The sequence below is a fragment of the Streptomyces sp. F63 genome (genome assembly GCF_018070345.1).
Classification (GTDB): Bacteria; Actinomycetota; Actinomycetes; order Streptomycetales; family Streptomycetaceae; genus Streptomyces.
On sequence record NZ_JAGPXX010000009.1, the window covers coordinates 103,270 to 118,937 of the forward strand.

Annotated in this window: 8 protein-coding genes and 1 tRNA gene; 5 read left to right on the top strand and 4 right to left on the bottom strand. The window is 73.4% G+C overall.

Annotated elements, in window-relative coordinates:
- The first annotated feature begins 631 nt into the window (after positions 1-631).
- From KBZ10_RS12830 to KBZ10_RS12850, 5 genes are all read left to right on the top strand, one after another.
- On the top strand, positions 632-1,072 hold the full coding sequence (locus KBZ10_RS12830) for a hypothetical protein (protein WP_210987712.1): 441 nt from the start codon (positions 632-634) through the stop codon (positions 1,070-1,072).
- Positions 1,062-1,736: a hypothetical protein gene (locus tag KBZ10_RS12835; protein ID WP_210987713.1), complete on the top strand. Its 675-nt coding sequence runs from the start codon at positions 1,062-1,064 to the stop codon at positions 1,734-1,736. Before KBZ10_RS12830 ends, KBZ10_RS12835 begins: the two co-directional genes overlap by 11 nt.
- A 2-nt stretch (positions 1,737-1,738) precedes the next feature.
- A complete protein-coding gene (locus tag KBZ10_RS12840) occupies positions 1,739-6,502 on the top strand; it encodes a putative T7SS-secreted protein (protein WP_210987714.1) in 4,764 nt (1,587 codons plus the stop codon).
- 7 nt (positions 6,503-6,509) lie between these two features.
- The gene (locus tag KBZ10_RS12845; RefSeq protein ID WP_210987715.1) at positions 6,510-7,268 is read left to right on the top strand and encodes a hypothetical protein; all 759 of its coding nucleotides are present in this window, start codon (positions 6,510-6,512) and stop codon (positions 7,266-7,268) included.
- A 183-nt stretch (positions 7,269-7,451) separates the two neighbouring features.
- Positions 7,452-8,105: a hypothetical protein gene (locus KBZ10_RS12850; protein WP_247702275.1), complete on the top strand. Its 654-nt coding sequence runs from the start codon at positions 7,452-7,454 to the stop codon at positions 8,103-8,105.
- A gap of 144 nt (positions 8,106-8,249) precedes the next feature.
- On the opposite strand, the gene KBZ10_RS12855 is transcribed toward KBZ10_RS12850, so the two are convergent.
- From KBZ10_RS12855 to tmk, 4 genes are all read right to left on the bottom strand, one after another.
- Positions 8,250-8,326, bottom strand: a tRNA-Thr gene (locus KBZ10_RS12855).
- Positions 8,327-8,588: 262 nt separating this feature from the next.
- On the bottom strand, positions 8,589-10,175 hold the full coding sequence (locus KBZ10_RS12860; protein ID WP_210987716.1) for an alpha/beta hydrolase: 1,587 nt from the start codon (positions 10,173-10,175) through the stop codon (positions 8,589-8,591).
- Positions 10,176-10,561: 386 nt separating this feature from the next.
- Positions 10,562-11,872: a DNA polymerase III subunit delta' gene (locus KBZ10_RS12865; RefSeq protein WP_210987798.1), complete on the bottom strand. Its 1,311-nt coding sequence runs from the start codon at positions 11,870-11,872 to the stop codon at positions 10,562-10,564.
- Positions 11,873-12,220: 348 nt separating this feature from the next.
- On the bottom strand, positions 12,221-15,655 hold the full coding sequence (gene tmk, locus KBZ10_RS12870; protein ID WP_247702276.1) for a dTMP kinase: 3,435 nt from the start codon (positions 15,653-15,655) through the stop codon (positions 12,221-12,223).
- Positions 15,656-15,668 lie beyond the last annotated feature (13 nt).

The window sequence follows — 15,668 nt, forward strand, 5'->3', positions numbered from 1 at the left end:
GACCACGCGGTTCCACCCGCCGGTCACCCGGCCGTCGTCGACGGTGACCAACTCAGAATCCGTCCGAGCCGGGCTTCGGATGGAGCCGCCTTCGGGATCCGAACCCGAGACCCACGCCTTACGAGGGCGGCAGGGATCGTGCCGGGGTATGCCGTGCGGTGGTACCGGATCCCGGTTTTCCGGATCAGAACACATGTCGCGGTCCTGCTGCTCTCATCCGGTGCCCTACGGTTCGAAGGCGTCCGCGCTCCCCTTGCGCTCCCCGGCCCGTGGCGAAGAGTACGCCTGCCCGGACAGCCTCTGCGAGCACCGTACCGACGCAGTTGCCGAGACCGCACAGGCGGGACCGCGCGCCGGATCACGTACAGGTGAGGTCGGACAGAAGCGCGGGCAGGCGGCGTTCTTCCATGACCGTGCTGCCCGACTCGTCCATGGCAGGGGCCTCGTCGGCGTGGGCGGAAAGACGCCCGGGCCGACGAACGCGTCCCGCCGGCAGGGACCGGGGGGCATCGGCCGGCGGCTCCCGCGTTGCGCCGACGGCCGGATCGGGCAGACGTTTGCCAGAACCGGCCCTGTCGTGCGCGCGTCTGGATCTACGGTGCCATCAGTCACCTACGGCGGGGGAGGGTCCGTGGAGCAGACGAGAACAGCGCTTGCCGAGCGTATTGCCGAGCGGCGCAGGGGAGTCGGTGACCCTCGGGCGCTGGTCGGTGAGATGCGGCGTTCGGTCCTTCTGGTTCCCGTGGCCGGTGGAGGTCTCTGGTCGGCGCGGTCGGGCGGGGTGCGGTGGATCTGCGGGTTCACCGACGAGGCCGCGCTGGCCCGGTTCGCCCTGCGTCACGGATCGGGTGACCGGCCCATGGACTACGCGGCGCTGCGGGGCGCGCGGATTGTTGACGAGGTCGTGCCGTCCCTGGACGAGCCCGCCGGACTCGCGGTCGACATCGCCACCGAGGACGGGTCGATGTTCTTCCCGCCGGTCGCCGGCATCGTTCCGGACGCCGTTGCCGTCGACGCGGCCGACGCCGTCGGCACCGCCGGGGCACAGGAGGGGCGGGGCCATGGGCGGTGACGGGAGCGACCTGCAGTTCGACAAGGCGGCCGTCAAGAAGTTCACGCAGGGGGTGGGCGCGACCATCGACGGACTCGGTGAACTCGGCGGCGCCACCGGTTCGGTGATGGGCAAGGGCTTCTCCGAGCTGGCCATGACGGGGATGGAGGCCGGGCACCACGGCCTCTCCGTCGACTTCGAGGACTTCTGCGAGCGCTGGGAGTGGGGGGTGCGCGCCCTGGTGAGCGACGCCAGCGCGATCGCGAACCGCCTCGGCCTGGCGGCGGGCACGCAGTGGGAGCACGACCAGTACGTCGAGGGCGCGTTGAAGGTGGGCGTCAACTCGGTGATGGGCGGCAACCCGCACGCCACCGAGGAGGAGATCACCCAGCAGGACTGGGGCGAGGTGTTCACGCCGGACGCCCTCGACCCGGACTGGAGCGCCGAGTCGTGGGAGCGGGCCGGTCAGGACATGGAGCAGACCTGGAAGGACACCGGCCGCACCGTCCTCACCGAGGGCCGGGGCGGCCGGCAGTCCGAGATGCTCAACGAACGGCTCGGCATCAACGACGCCCAGTGGAACCAGGCACTGGACGACACCTTCGGCCCGTCGCCGGAGGAACGCGCCCAGCAGGGGCAGCAGGGGCAGCAGGGCCAGCAGCAGGGTGAGTCCGGGGGGAACTGACCATGGGTATCGGCGACTTCATCAAGGACATCACGCCCGACTCGGTGGAGGACGCGGTCGAGGACGGTGTCGAGTGGGCCGGCAACCGGGTCGAGGACGCCGGGAACTGGACCGCCGACCGGCTGGACGACGTCGGCTGGGAGTCCGGCGCGGACTGGGTGCGCGAGCAGTCCCGTTCGGTGGCGAACCGGATGGGCGCCGAGGTCGACGAGATGGACCTGGGGCAGACCGAGGACAAAACAAAGCTGGTCCACGGCAGTGCGGAGAAGATCCGCTCCACCGCGGAGAAACTGCGCGGCTTCCAGACGGCGTTCGACGACGCCGGCGGCGGCCTGAAAGGGCTGGACTCCTCGCAGCTGAAGGGCGAGGCCGCCGAGGCGCTGCGCAAAGCGGTGAGCACGCAGCCACCGAAGTGGTTCACCGGCGCCGACGCGTGCGAGAAGGCGGCCGCCGCCCTGGAGGCGTTCGCCGGCACCGTCACCTGGGCGCAGGGGCGGGCGCAGACGGCGATCGACAAGTGGAAGGAGGGCGTCAAAGCCTCCGAGGACGCCGCCGACGCCCACCGCAAGAAGGTCGACGCCTACAACCAGGCCGTCGACCGCTACAACGCCCAGCCCCCCGACCAGCGCGACCCGGCCACGCTCCCGCCCTGCCCGGCGCCGACGTTCACCGATCCAGGCAAGAAGCTGATGCAGGAGGCGCAGGACCTCCTCGCCGAGGCCCGCAAGCAGCGGAACACCGCCGCGGAGACCGCCCGCAGCGCGGTCCGCGCCGCCCGCGACAAGGCCCCCGCCAAGCCGTCCTACGCCGACCAGTTGGGCGACGGCCTCCGGGAACTGCAGATCATGGGCGACCATGTCGGCGGCGGCATCATCAAGGGCACGGCGGGGATCCTCAACTTCGTCCGCAGTGTCAACCCCACGGACCCGTACAACATCACGCACCCCGCCGAGTACGTCACATCGCTCAACAGCCTGGCCGCGGGTCTGGTGGTCGCCGCCAACGACCCGGTCGGTACCGGCACCCAGATGGTCAAGGAGTTCATGAAGGACCCGTCCGAGGGTCTCGGCCGGCTGGCTCCCGACGTGCTGCTGACCGTCGCCACGGGTGGCGGCGGCGCCGCGGTGAAGGGCGTGCGGATCGCCGAGGAGGCCGCCGACCTCGCGCGGACGCGCAAGCTGATCGACGACGACCCGGACGGCACCCACAACACCCCGGACGGCGACCGCGACCAGGGCGGCGACCCGGTGGACCTGGCCACGGGCCGGATGTACCTGCCCCAGACCGACGTCGAACTGCCCGGCATCCTGCCGCTGGTCTTCACCCGCCGCACCGAGTCCGGTTGCGCGGTCGGCCGCTTCCTGGGCCCGGCCTGGACCTCCACCGTCGACGAGCGCCTGCAGATCGACGCCATCGGCGTCGTCCACGTCACCGCCGAGGGGCTGCTGGTCGCGTACCCGCATCCCGTCCCCGGCGCCCCCACCACGCCCCGTACGGGCCGGGCCCGCGCCCGGCTGGCCCGCGACACCGACGGCGACTACACGGTCACCGACCCCGACAGCGGCCTGACCTTCCACTTCACCGCCCCGCCCGGCAGCGAACCGGGGGGCGACGGCGTCGCCTGGCTGTCGGGCGTCACCGAACGCAACGGCCACACGATCACCATCGACCGCGCCGAGGACGGCCTGCCGCTGGCCCTGGTCCACTCGGCCGGCCACCACCTGAAGCTGGCCACCGCCGACGGCCTGGTCACCGCCCTGTCCCTGGCCGGCGCGGGCGCGGACGGTGCGGACCTGCCCCTGCTGTCGTACGGCTACGAGGACGGCAACCTCACCGCCGTCACCAAACCCTCCGGCGCCACCACCACCTTCGTCTACGACGACCGCCGCCGCGTCATCGCCTGGATCGACTCCAACAACAGCCGCTACGACTACGTCTACGACGACCGCGACCGCGTCATCGCCGAAGGCGGCGAAGCCGGCCACGTCCAGATCACCCTCGACTACACCGAACCCGACCCCGGGACGGGCCACCACACCACCACCCTCACCACCGCCGACGGGCACGCGACCCGCCACCTGTACGGCCCCGGCTGCCGGCTCCTGGCCGTCACCGACCCGCTCGGCCGCACCACCCGGTTCACCCACGACCCGCGCGGCAACCTCCTGACCCGCACCGACCCGCTGGGCCTCACCACCGCGTTCTCCTACGACGAGGCCGGCCGCGTCGTCTCCGCCACCCGCCCCGACGGCAGCGAACTGCGCACGGTGCGCGGCCCGTTCGGCCTGCCGGTGGAGGTCGCCGGGCCGGACGGCACCCGCATGGTCCATGCGTACGACGAGCGGGGAAACCGCACGGCGGTCACCGACCAGGCCGGCGCCACCACCCACTACACCTACGACCACGCGGGCCGGCTCACCTCGGTCACCGATGCCCTCGGGTCCACGACGCGTGTGGTGTGCGACGCGGCAGGGCTGCCCGTGGAGGTGACCGATCCCGGCGGCGCGGTCACCCGCACGGAGCGGGACGGCCTCGGCAGGCCGGTCCGTGTCACCGACCCTACGGGCGGCGTCACCCGCCTGGAGTGGCACGCCGACGGGCAGCTCGCCCGGCGCACCGGCCCCGACGGCGCCACGGAGTCATGGACCTACGACGGCGAGGGCAACTGCCTCACCCACACCGACGCGTCCGGTGGCGTCTCCCGCTTCGAGTACACCCACTTCGACCTGCCGGCCGCCCGCACAGGACCCGACGGCGCCCGCCACGAGTTCGAACACGACGCCGCACTGCGCCTCACCCGCGTCACCAACCCACAGGGTCTGACGTGGAGTTACGAGTACGACCCGGCGGGCGACATCGTCTCCGAGACGGACTTCGACGGCCGCACCCTGACCTACCGGACGGACGCCGCGGGCCGCCTCGCCGCACGCGTCGACGCACTCGGCGGGACCATCTCCTTCGAGCGCGACCGGCTCGGACAGGTGGTCCGCAAGAACGTCGACGGCCGGGTGACGACCTATGCCTACGACCGGGCCGGCCGCCTGCTGGAAGCAGCCGGACCGGACAGCGAACTGCGCTACCAGTACGACCGCCGCGGACTCACCAAGACCGAACTGGTCGACGGCCGCCCCATCACGTACGCGTACGACGTCCTGGGCCGCCGCAGGCAGCGCACCACGCCCACCGGTCATGTCACCTCCTACGCCTACGGCGCCGACGGACAACCCCAGCGCCTGACCACCGGCGATCACCGGATCGACTTCACCCACGACGCCGCCGGCCGTGAGCTCACCCGCGTCTTCGGCGACGCGATCGCCGTATCCTCCGCCTGGGACGCGGCCGGACGGCTCTCGGCGCAGCACATCACCGCCGGAGGGCGCGACGTCAGCAGCCGCGCCTACTCCTACCGAGCCGACGGCCACCTGGTCTCCGTCACAGGCCCGCTGGAGGGCACCCGCGCCTTCGATCTCGACCGTGCGGGCCGGGTCACCGCCGTCCACGCCCGGGGATGGACGGAGCGGTACGCCTACGACGACGCCGGCAACCAAACCGCGGCGTCCTGGCCGTCCCGCCACCCCGGCCACGAGGCAACCGGACCACGCGCCTACACCGGCACCACCCTCACCCGCGCCGGAGACGTCCGCTTCGAACACGACGCCCTCGGCCGCGTCGTCCTCCGGCAGAAGACCCGCCTCTCCCGCAAGCCCGACACCTGGCGCTACACGTGGGACACGGAGAACCGCCTCACCTCCGTCACCACCCCCGACGGCACCCGCTGGAGGTACCGCTACGACCCGCTCGGCCGCCGCACCGCGAAACAGCGCCTGGCGGCCGACGGCGAGACCGTGCTGGAGGAGACCCGCTTCACCTGGGACGGCCTCACTCTGTGCGAACAGACCAGCCACCGGCCGGACGCCCCGACCGTGGTCGCCCTCACCTGGGACCACCGGGACGTCGTCCCCCTGGCCCAGACCGAACGCATCCTCACGGCCGACAACCGCCAGGAGGAGATCGACCGCCGGTTCTTCGCCATCGCCACCGACCTCATCGGCACACCGACCGAACTCATCGACGAGACGGGCGACATCGCCTGGCGCACCCGGAGCACACTCTGGGGCACCACGGCCTGGCCCCGGAACAGCAGCGCCTACACCCCTCTCCGCTTCCCGGGCCAGTACTACGACCCCGAAACCGGCCTCCACTACAACCACTTCCGCCACTACGACCCCGAGACCGGCCGCTACACCTCCCCCGACCCCCTCGGCCTCGCCCCCGCCCCGAACCCCGTCGCGTACGTGGACAACCCGCACGGCGCGTGCGACCCGCACGGCCTCATGCCCAAGTACACGAAGGAGGAGCGGGCCCAGAAGCGGATCGACAAGGTCCTGGACGATATCGCCGAGCGGGCACAGAAGGGTGAGATCAACAAGCATGCCAAGTACCACGGGGAGACGCGACACGGCTTCACCGACGAACGGGTCCTCGAAATCCTGAAGAACCCCGATGCCGTGTATCAGTCATCGGGCCAATCAGGAAACTTCCTCTTCCGGAAGGACAATGACATTGCTGTGGTCTACGGGCCCGGCTCCAAGCAGGGCCAGGCCATCACGGCATACGGAGAGTCGGGGATAAAGGGCGATTCTGGCGTAAAGGCGCTCGGTGGCAGTCCGACGGACCCCGGCAACCCGGTGACCCACGAGGACATCGTGCAGGGCAGGATTCCCACGGAGGACGGTTACATGGCCCCGGCAAAACAGATCAGATGAGGCAGGAATGACCACGAAACTGTCGTTCGACGGCGACTGGCGCGCAACAGTGACGGACGATCCGCTGCACGTCACCCCCCGCTTCACAAGTGACTCCGTGGACGTCGCGCCCTACGCGAACGTGATGGAACGTGAGCGCTTCCTGGTGGCCACCTTCGGCAGCAAGGAATGGCTGTGGGACGCCCCTGACACCTTCCGCTTCGACCCGGACAGCCGGAAGCTGGTCGGGGCCGAATTCCGGATGCCGTACGGATCCGCATACCACGAGACGACCGTTCGCGTTCCCGTCATGCCCGCGGTACGCCCGGGCGGGCTCCGCGCGGACGAGGTCAAAGACTTCCGGCATGAGATGTGCTCGGTGCTGTGCCGCCCTCCCGGGGACGCAGTGCTGACCTCTCTGCGCGATCTCGACGTCCTCGACGAGCCGCTGGAGGCCCGCATCGGCATCGCCCCCGACGTGGCGCTCCTCGTCCAGCACGGCACCGTCGTCGGCTGGAGCCTCACCGATCCCGCGCGCTACCTGACCACCGCCTACGCCGACCCCGACCCCGACCCGCCCTCCCCCGCCACCCGTCGCCTGCTCACCGAGTGCCTGAACCTGGTCACCACGCCACTGGTCGACGACCTGGTCGACGGCGAACCGGCCGCCCTGGCCCGCCTCCGGGCCGCCGACGAAGCCCTGCGCAACCAACCAGAGGACCGGCACCGAGCCGACGCCCTGCTCGACCTCATCGCCACCATGGTCGACGACTACGGAAACTGGTGACCGAGTTCGACACGGGACGTTCCAGCGCCGTGAAGTCACCCAGGGCGGAGTGGCGTTCACCATGAAACTCACCCTCGACGGCGACTGGAACGCGACGGTGACCGGCGATCCCCTGCGCATCACCCCGCGCTTCGACTTCCCGGGCCAATGTGTAGGCATCACGGAGTACACGGACGTGGAGCAATGGCAGCGCTTCCTACGGACACCTTCGGCAGCCACGCGTGGCTGTGGGACGATCCCGACGAGCTCCGGTTCGCCCCGGGCACCCGCGAACTGGCCGGCGCCGCATTCCGGTTGCCCTATGAGTCCGCTCCCTCCGAGGACCGCGCCCGCGTGCCCGCCACACCCCCCGTCCATCCCGGCAGCCTCCGCGCCGACGAGGCCCGGGACTTCCGCCTGGAAGTGACCACGGAGCTCTGCCGCGCCCCCGGGGACACCGTGCTGACCTGCCTGAGCGACCTCGACATCCTGAACGAGCCGCTCGATGCCCGCGTCGGCATCGCCCCCGACGTGGCGCTCCTCGCCCAGCACGGCACCGTCGTCGGCTGGAGCCTGACCGACCCGGCCCGGTACCTGACCACGGGGTTCGCCATCCCCGACCCCAGCCCGCCCTCTCCCGCCACCCGCCGGCTGCTCACCGCATGCCTGGACCTGACCACCACGCCGCTGCTCCACGAGGTGACGGACCGGAACCCGGCCGCCCTGGCCCGCCTCCGGGCAGTCGACGACGCCCTGCGCAGCCAGCGCGAGGACCGGCACCGGGCCAACGCCCTGCTTGCGCTCATCAACAACCTGGTCGAGGACTACGCCGACCGGCCGACCGGGCAGAAACCGTGAAGGGCCAGGTCACAGCTCCGGCTCACCGGATCCGGATGCGCACCCCTTGCGCTCCCCCTCATCCACGACCACGCTGCGAACTGATTGGCCATCAGAGGAGCAATACAAAAGACCAGGTCAGACGGCATCTGACCTGGTCGTGAGTGGAGCCGCCTTCGGGATTCGAACCCGAGACCTACGCATTACGAGTGCGTTGCTCTGGCCATCTGAGCTAAGGCGGCGAGCTGCGGCGACGACCCGGCCTCGCGGCACAGGGAAGGTGTCGGCAACAGCGCCAAGTCTACACAGTCCGGGAGGGTGCCCCGTACCGGGTTGTGGCCGGCCCGCTGCGGCCGGCCCTCCGGCGGACCGAAACCGGTGGGGCCCGGCCCGGGCGACGGGGGAGCGACTCCGCGGGTAGCGGTCAAGCGCCGGTGGACGGGCCCGGGCGAGTCCGCTAGGCGCTCGGTGCGGTCCCGGCCGGCAGGGGGACCCGAGGCGGCCTCACGTGCACTTCGTGCCGTCCGCCGGTGCCTTGCCCCGGAGCAGGTAGGTGTTGACGGCCTGGTCCACGCAGGCGCTGCCGCGCCCGTACGCCGTGTGGCCGTCGCCGTCGTAGGTCAGCAGGGTTCCCGAGGAGAGCTGCCCGGCCAGGCCGCGGGACCAGACGTACGGGGTCGCCGGGTCGCGGGTGGTGCCGATGACGACGATCGGCGCGGCGCCCTTCGCCTCGATGCGGTTCGGCTTGCCCGTCGGCTCCACCGGCCAGTACGCGCAGTTGAGCGCCGACCACGCCAGCCCCTCGCCGAAGACCGGGGATGCCTTCCGGAACGACGCCAGGTGTTTCCGCACCTCCTCCGGGCTCTTGAAGGAAGCCGGGAGATCCAGGCAGTTGACGGCCGGGTTCGCGTACATCAGGTTCTTGTACGAGCCGTCCTCGTCCCGCTCGTAGTAGAGGTCCGCGAGCTGGAGGAGGGCGTCACCGCGGCCCTCCATCGCGGACTGCAGGGCCATGCGGAGCCGGGGCCACGCTCCCTCGTCGTACATCGCGGCGATCACGCCCGTGGTGGCCAGCGACTCCCCCAGTTCCCGGCCGCCGCCGGCGGGGACGGGGCGGGCGTCGAGCTTCTCGAAGAACGCCCGGAGGCGTTTGCGCGCGTCGGGGACGCTCTTGTCGCCGAGCGGGCAGTCGTCGCCGCGCAGGCAGTCCTCGGCGAAGGCGGTGAAAGCGGTGCCGAAGCCGGCGGTCTGGTCGCGGTTCATCTGCACGGACGACAGGGAGGGGTCCATGGCGCCGTCGAAGACCATCCGGCCGACGCGGTCCGGGTAGAGCCCGGCGTACGTCGCGCCGAGGAAGGTGCCGTACGAGGCCCCGACGTAGGCCAGCTTCTCGTCGCCGAGCGCGTCGCGCAGCAAGTCCATGTCGCGGGCGGACTCGGTGGTGGAGACGTGGCCGAGCACCTCACCGGTGTACCGCTCGCAGCCCTTGGCGAACTTTTTGTACGAGGCGACGAGCGCGCCGGTCTCCCGGTCGTCGTCGGGGGTGATGTCGACCTGGGTGTAGGCGTCCATCGCCCGGTCGGTGAGGCATTTCACCGGCTCGCTGCGGGCCACTCCGCGCGGGTCGACGGCCACCATGTCGTAGCGGGCACGCACCGGCTCCGGGTAGCCGAGGGCCGCGTAGGACTGCAGGTAGCCGATCGCCGAGCCGCCCGGGCCGCCCGGGTTGACCACCAGCGATCCGAGGCGCTTCCCCGGTCCGGCCGCTTTCTTGCGGGACACGGCGAGCCGGACGTCCCGGCCCTCTCCCGGCTTGTCGTAGTCGAGCGGCGCCTTGAGGGTGGCGCACTGGAAACCGGCGGCTCCGCAGGCCCGCCAGCGCAGCTTCTGTCCGTAGTACGGCTTGAGGGCGGGCGGGACGGCGGCGGGCAGCGGCTTCAGCACCTCGCTGGTGCCGGAGGCACGCTCCGGGCCGCCGGGTCCGGAGGCCGAGATGTCCGCGTCGGCGCCGGAGGAGCAGCCGGAGAGCAGCAGGACGGCGGACACGGCGAGGGCACCGGCGGTACGGAGCGGTCGGCGGCTGACGTCCATGGGTCCCCTCGGGTCGGCGCGTCGTCGGTGTGCGGCGCGAAGGTGCCGCCGGGTGCCGGGGAACCGCCTCGGCGGCACGAGACCCCGGGACGATCTGCGGCTTCTGTTCGGAGCGTAACCGTACGGGCTCTCGGGGACGCGGCCCATGGGGCCCGTACGGGTGAGCGAGCCCGGAAGCGGCTGGACAACGGAACCATGGCCGGGCGGGCAGGGGGACAGCGGAACAGGGGGACGGCGGCGGACGGTCGGGCAGGAGAACGGCGGGCGGCCGCGCGCTGCCGGACGGCCGTGTGGCGCAACGGGCCGTGAAGCGTCCGGGCACGCGGCCTCGAGGCACGCGGGGGCACGCGGGGGCACCCGGAGCACGCGGCCTCGGGGCACGCGGATCAGCCCGCGCGCAGCGCCAGCGTCATGGCCTCCACGGCCAGCAGCGGGGCGACGTTGCGGTCCAGGGCGCGGCGGCAGGCCAGGATCGCCTCGATCCGGCGCAGCGTCCGCTCCGGCGTCGAGCCGCGGGCCATCCGCTCCAGGGCGTCGCACTGCTCGGTGTTGGCGATGGCCACCGAGGACCCGAACTGCAGGGCGAGCACATCGCGGTAGAAGCCGGTGAGGTCGGTCAGCGCGAGGTCGAGCGTGTCGCGCTGGGTGCGGGTGCCGCGGGTCTTCTGCCGCTTCTCCAGCTCCTTCATCACTCCGGCCGTGCCGCGCGGCAGCCGGCCGCCCGGTCCGGCGGCGGCGCCGAGGGCGGCGCGCAGTTCCTCGGTCTCCTTGGTGTCGACCTCCTCGGCGACCTGCTTGGCGTCCTCGGCGGCGGCGTCCACCAGTTCCTGGGCGGCCTTCAGGCAGCCTCCGATGTCGTCGACGCGGAGCGGGAGTCTCAGCACGGCGGCGCGGCGGGACCGGGCCCGCTCGTCGGTGGCCAGGCGGCGGGCCCGGCCGATGTGGCCCTGGGTGGCGCGGGCCGCGGCGTGGGCGAGCTCCGGTTCGATGCCGTCCCGCCGCATCAGCAGGTCGGCGACGGCCTCCACCGGTGGGGTGCGCAGGGTGAGATGGCGACAGCGCGAGCGGATCGTCGGCAGGACGTCCTCCACCGACGGCGCGCACAGCAGCCAGACCGTCCGGGGCGCGGGCTCCTCGACGGCTTTCAGCAGGACGTTGCCCGAGCCCTCGGTGAGCCGGTCGGCGTCCTCCAGGACGATCACCTGCCAGCGGCCGCCGGACGGGGAGAGCTGGGCGCGCCGCACCAGCTCGCGGGTCTCCTTCACCCCGATGGAGAGCAGATCCGTGCGGACGATCTCCACATCGGCGTGGGTCCCGATGAGGGCGGTGTGGCAGCCGTCGCAGAAGCCGCAGCCGGGGGCCGCGCCCAACGCCCGGTCGGGGCTGACGCACTGCAGCGCGGCGGCGAAGGCGCGGGCGGCGGTGGAGCGCCCGGCACCGGGGGGGCCGGTGAACAGCCAGGCGTGGGTCATCCGGGAGGCCGGAGGGACGCCGTCCGAGGGCTCGGTGTCCGGGGCCGGCGGCGCCTCCCCGTCCGCCGCGGCCCCGGCCGGGCCGGTCGTCCCGAAGCGGTGGTCCGCGCGCTCCGCGGCGTCCTCGGACTCCGCCGCCGTGACGTACGCGTCCGCGTCCCGGGCGGCCGCGGTGAGCGTCTCCGTCACCCGGTCCTGGCCGACCAGGTCGTCCCACACCGCCATGACCGCCACCCCTTTCTCCGCCGGTTCCCGTCCGCGCGCCCTCGCGACTCCCCATTGTGGTGCACCGCACCGACAACCGGCGCCGGGCGGTGCCGGTTGTCGGCCGGCTCGTGAGGCCGCGCCGGTGCAGCACCCGCACGGACCGGCAAGGCCGTCGGCCGCTCCGGCCCGGCCCGGACGGCCACGGCCCGGACGGCCACGGGCCGGGCGGTCCCCGACGCGGCGGCGCCCGGCGGCACGTGGTCGTCCGCCGGGCGCCCGGTGGATCGGTGGACCGTGAGCCGGTGAGCCGGTGAGCCGGTGCCCCGGCGTACCGGGCCGGGCCGGGCCGGCGCCCGCCGGGGCGCATCAGCCCCTGCGGCCTCCGCGCCGCCGGCCGTCGTCCTCGTCGTCCTGCGGGCCCAGGAGCTCGTCGGCGAGGGTCGGCAGATCGTCGAGCGGGGTCTCCTCGGCCCAGTCCGGACGGGGCCGGCCGCCGCGGCGGCGTCCCGGCTTCCGTCCGGTGCGTCCTCCGCCGGTGCCCCGGGCGGTGTCCTCGTCCGGGCCGATCTGCGGGAGTTCCCGGGTCCGCTCGGCATCCGGGTCCGGGCCGGCCGTACGGCCGCCCCCGTCCTCCTCGCGGAACAGCCACGGCGGTACGCGGCCCGCCGCGTCACTCGGCCGGTCCTGACCGGCCGGGGGCGCCGGGTGCGCCCCGCGCCCGTCGGCGCGCGGCTCGCCGCCGGCGGGGCGCACGGGCGGCAGTACGGCCGTCTCGCCGGCGTCGTTGCCGCCCCGGTCCGGGCCGTCCTCCGGTACCTGCGGCAGCACGGCCGTCTCGTCGGTCTCGGAGGCGCGCGGCAGGACCGTGGTCTCCTCGGCGTCCGGTCCCGGCCGGCCGGCCCGGGGTGTGGGCACCGGCTGCGTGGCCTCCGTCTCCGGGGCCCGCGGCGCGTCCGGCTCCCGGGGCGGCTCGCCCGTGGCGGGCGCCGGCGTCTGCACCGTCGGCGCCTCGTCCGGCACGGCGCCCGCGTCCCCGCCCGTGGCGCCGGCGGCGGACGCGGCTTCGGCCGCCTGCCGTTCCCGCTCCGCCCGCAGCAGTGCCTCCTCGGCCTTCCGCTGCTTCTCCAGCCGGCGCTCCTCGGCCTGCCTGCGCAGCCGCTCCTCCTCGGCCTGCTGACGGCGCACCCGCTCCTGCTCCGCGCGGCGCTCCGCCTCCTCGGCCTCGCGCCGGGCGCGTTCCTCCTCGGCCCGGCGCTGCGCCTCCTCGGCGAGCCGGCGGGCCTCCTCCGCCTGACGGCGGGCCTCCGCGACCCGGGCCTCCTCGGCCTCGCGGCGCCGGCGTTCCTCCTCCTCGGCGCGCAGCCGGGCGAGCTGCTCCTGCCGTTCCCGTTCCAGCCGCTCCTCCTCGGCCTTGCGCGCGGCCTCCTCCTCGGCGCGGCGGCGGGCCTCCTCCTCGGCGGCCCGGCGGGCCTCCTCGCGGGCCTGGATCTCGGCCTCGGAGAGCGGCAGCACCTGGTCGAGCCGGTGCCGTACCGCCGTGGTGACGGCCTCGGGCTCCTGTCCGGCGTCCACGACCAGATAGCGCGCGGGATCGGCGGCGGCCAGCGCCAGGAAGCCCGCCCGTACCCGCTGGTGGAACTCGGGCGGCTCGGACTCCAGCCGGTCGGGCGCCTCGGTGAAGCGCTCGCGGGCGGTCTCGGGGGAGACGTCGAGCAGCACGGTCAGATGCGGCACGAGACCGTCGGTGGCCCACCGGCTGATCCGGGCGATCTCGGTCGGTGACAGGTCGCGGCCCGCGCCCTGGTAGGCGACGGACGAGTCGATGTAGCGGTCGCTGATGACGACGGCGCCGCGGTCGAGCGCGGGCCGCACGACGCTGTCGACGTGCTCGGCGCGGTCGGCCGCGTACAGCAGGGCCTCCGAACGGGGCGAGATCCCGGACGAGGAGACGTCCAGCAGGATCGAGCGGAGCCGCTTGCCGATCGCCGTGGCGCCCGGTTCCCTGGTGACGACGACCTCGTGGCCCTTGGCGCGGATCCAGTCGGCGAGCGCCTCGACCTGGGTGGACTTGCCCGCGCCGTCACCGCCCTCCAGAGCGATGAAGAAGCCGTTGCCCGCCGGTGCGCGCCGGTCCGGGTCGCCGCCGCGCAGCGCGTCGCGCAGATCGCGGCGCAGTGGCACGCCGGACCGGTCGTCGGTCCGGATCAGGACCAGCGCGGCGACGGGCAACAGCAGCGCGCCGGCCAGCATCAGCGTGAAGCCCGCGCCGCCGTGCGCGAAGACGAACGAGCCGCTCTCCAGCCGGTGTTCCCCGATCACCCCGGCGAGCAGCGGTGCCGCCAGCGCCCCGACGGCGACGAACACCCGTACGACGGCCTGGAGATGCTCGGTGCCGCGGGCGCGCCGGCTCTCCTCGGTCTCCTGGTCGAGCAGTGTGTGACCGGTGTTGGCGGCGATACCGGCGGAGGTGCCGGCCACGAGGGCCAGGAAGAGCACGGTCGCCGGATCCGGCGTGAGGCCGACGGCGAGCAGCGACAGGCCGGTGAGGGCGATGGACAGGGCCAGCATCCGCCGCCGCGAGAGCGCGGGCAGCACCTTGGGCGCGCTGCGGATACCGAGGACGGTGCCGCCGGTCAGGGCCAGGACGAGCAGGGCGAAGCCGACCGGGCCGCCGCCCAGGTCATCGATGTGGAGCAGGGACACCGCGACGGCCGCGGCGATCGCGGCGGCGACGGTCGCCGAGGCGGCCACCAGCAGCGGGACGGCGCCCGTGCGTCCCTTGTCGGCCGTGCCGCCGCTCCTGGGCGGGCGCAGTCCCTCCAGCGGGGAGCGCACGCGCGGGGTGCGCCCGCCGGGGAGTTCGATGAAGTAGAGGATCGAGACGCAGGCGGCGAAGAGGCCGGCCGCGACATACGAGCCGAGCGCGGCCTGGTGCAGATGGAACCACTCGACGACGGCACCCAGCAGGTTGCTGAAGAGGGTGATGACGACGAATGCGGCGGCGGCCAGCGGCAGCGCCACGAAGCCGGTGCGCAGCGAGAGGCGGCGCAGCGCGTCGAGATTGTCCGGAAGCGGCCGTACGGCGGCGTCCCCGGCCGGCACGGACGGCAGCAGGGCGGGCGCGGCGCTCTCCCGGCAGATGGTCCACAGGCGTTCGGCGAACCCGGTGACGAAGACGGTGACGAGCAGAACGGCCGTGGCGTCGCCGGGCGTCCAGTCGATCCACAGCGGGGCGACGACCAGGAGTGCCACGCGCAGACCGTCGGCGGCCATCATGGTCCAGCGCCGGTCGAGCGGTCCGCCGCCGCTGCCGCTCTTCTCCGGCTTCGGCGCTCCGCTTCCCTTGGCGCTCTTCCCCGGCGGCTCCGGTGCCCCGGGGTCCCCGGAGTTCTCCGGGGTGGCCCCCTCCTCCGGGTCCCGCCGGGACTCCCGCCCGGGCCCCGGCTCCGGTTCCCGTTCCGGCGCCGTCTCCCCGGTCGCGATCAGGGAGGTGAGCGGTCCCAGAAGCACCGCCCCGAAGAGCAGCGTGGCGAGGACACGGGCACCGAACACCGCCGCGACCGCGAGGGCCGCACCCCGGTACCCGCCGCCGAAGGTCCCCGCCGCCACTGCGGCCTGATAGGTCAGCACCAGCAGGACCAGCAAAGCCAGTGCGTCTCCGACGCCGCCGACGAGCTGGGCGCTCCACAGCCGCCTCAGCGGCGGGAACCGCAGCAGGGCTCGCACGGCGCGTTCGCGGGAGTCTGCGGCAAGGTGGTCCGAGGGGGAACTCACGACCGTTGGCTGCTCGGCTCGCGTCATCCGGCCAGCCTAT

Coding starts and splice junctions, on each gene's coding strand:
- KBZ10_RS12835 (WP_210987713.1), top strand. CDS start 1,062: ATGGGCGGTGACGGGAGCGACCTGCAGTTCGACAAGGCGGCCGTCAAG.
- KBZ10_RS12840 (WP_210987714.1), top strand. CDS start 1,739: ATGGGTATCGGCGACTTCATCAAGGACATCACGCCCGACTCGGTGGAG.
- KBZ10_RS12845 (WP_210987715.1), top strand. CDS start 6,510: ATGACCACGAAACTGTCGTTCGACGGCGACTGGCGCGCAACAGTGACG.
- KBZ10_RS12850 (WP_247702275.1), top strand. CDS start 7,452: ATGGCAGCGCTTCCTACGGACACCTTCGGCAGCCACGCGTGGCTGTGG.
- KBZ10_RS12860 (WP_210987716.1), bottom strand. CDS start 10,175: ATGGACGTCAGCCGCCGACCGCTCCGTACCGCCGGTGCCCTCGCCGTG.
- KBZ10_RS12865 (WP_210987798.1), bottom strand. CDS start 11,872: ATGGCGGTGTGGGACGACCTGGTCGGCCAGGACCGGGTGACGGAGACG.
- tmk (WP_247702276.1), bottom strand. CDS start 15,655: ATGACGCGAGCCGAGCAGCCAACGGTCGTGAGTTCCCCCTCGGACCAC.